This window comes from Oleiphilus sp. HI0086 (assembly GCF_001635225.1).
The window spans coordinates 1-747 of record NZ_LWFZ01000115.1 but is presented as its reverse complement, the minus strand read 5'-3'; the positions used below and the strand labels follow the sequence as shown (position 1 = coordinate 747).

1 protein-coding gene is annotated in these 747 nt (G+C 48.1%); it reads right to left on the bottom strand.

The genetic code is table 11. The features are described 5' to 3' along the window. Window positions 1-724: hypothetical protein (locus tag A3756_RS01635; protein WP_197481097.1), on the bottom strand; the 724-nt coding region annotated here is incomplete at its 3' end. Between the last annotated feature and the right edge of the window lie 23 nt (window positions 725-747).

The following is a 747-nucleotide window of genomic DNA, read 5'->3' as shown; positions in this document are numbered from 1 at the left end:
ACGCATCACCTTGCTTACAATCCGGGTCGTTGATCAAGCCCCATTTGGTGAAACGATAAGGACGAGTGCGAGTATCTAACCACGGGTAGTTCATACCCTCTTTACCGGTTAGTCGTGCTTGGTGAATGATGTTCTCATCCTGATTACCAAAGGTACCTTTAAACCAAACATCACGGCCACGACGGGCTTGATCTCTCATTGCTTGAGCTTTTTCAGGGTCAACTGCTTCAACATCTTTGAACAGTGCATTGACATAACGACAACCCTCAGCATCATAGCCGGTTGGCTGAGGCTGATCACAAGGAGGCGGAGTATATTGAGCAATAGGCTCTATCGCCCATGTTACTGGGTCACCACGCTCATGCGTATCTGGCGATTTACCTTCTGGCCAGACTTTACGTGCTGCCAGAGTATTGTAATAGTTCTCGTTAAACCACTCAGCTCTTTCCAGCCAGTAAGGGGTACCTTTGTATACACCAGTGGTTAGATCGTTTTCGATTAAGTCTGGAATCCCGACACTTCGGAAAGTCGCTCGATAGGGTTCGTCAGAAACCTCAACGTTACCCGTTGGCAAGTCGTAAGGCGTTAAGGTGGGCACCTCTGGAATAGCTATGTTTTCTGGAACAGGCGGCACACTCGGCGGTGCTGGTGGTAAGGTCGCGAAGTGAAATACCGTCGCAGCACCAACAGTAGAGGCTGTAATACCCCAGAACTTTTTACTCATAGCAATCATCCTTTTTTTTCATA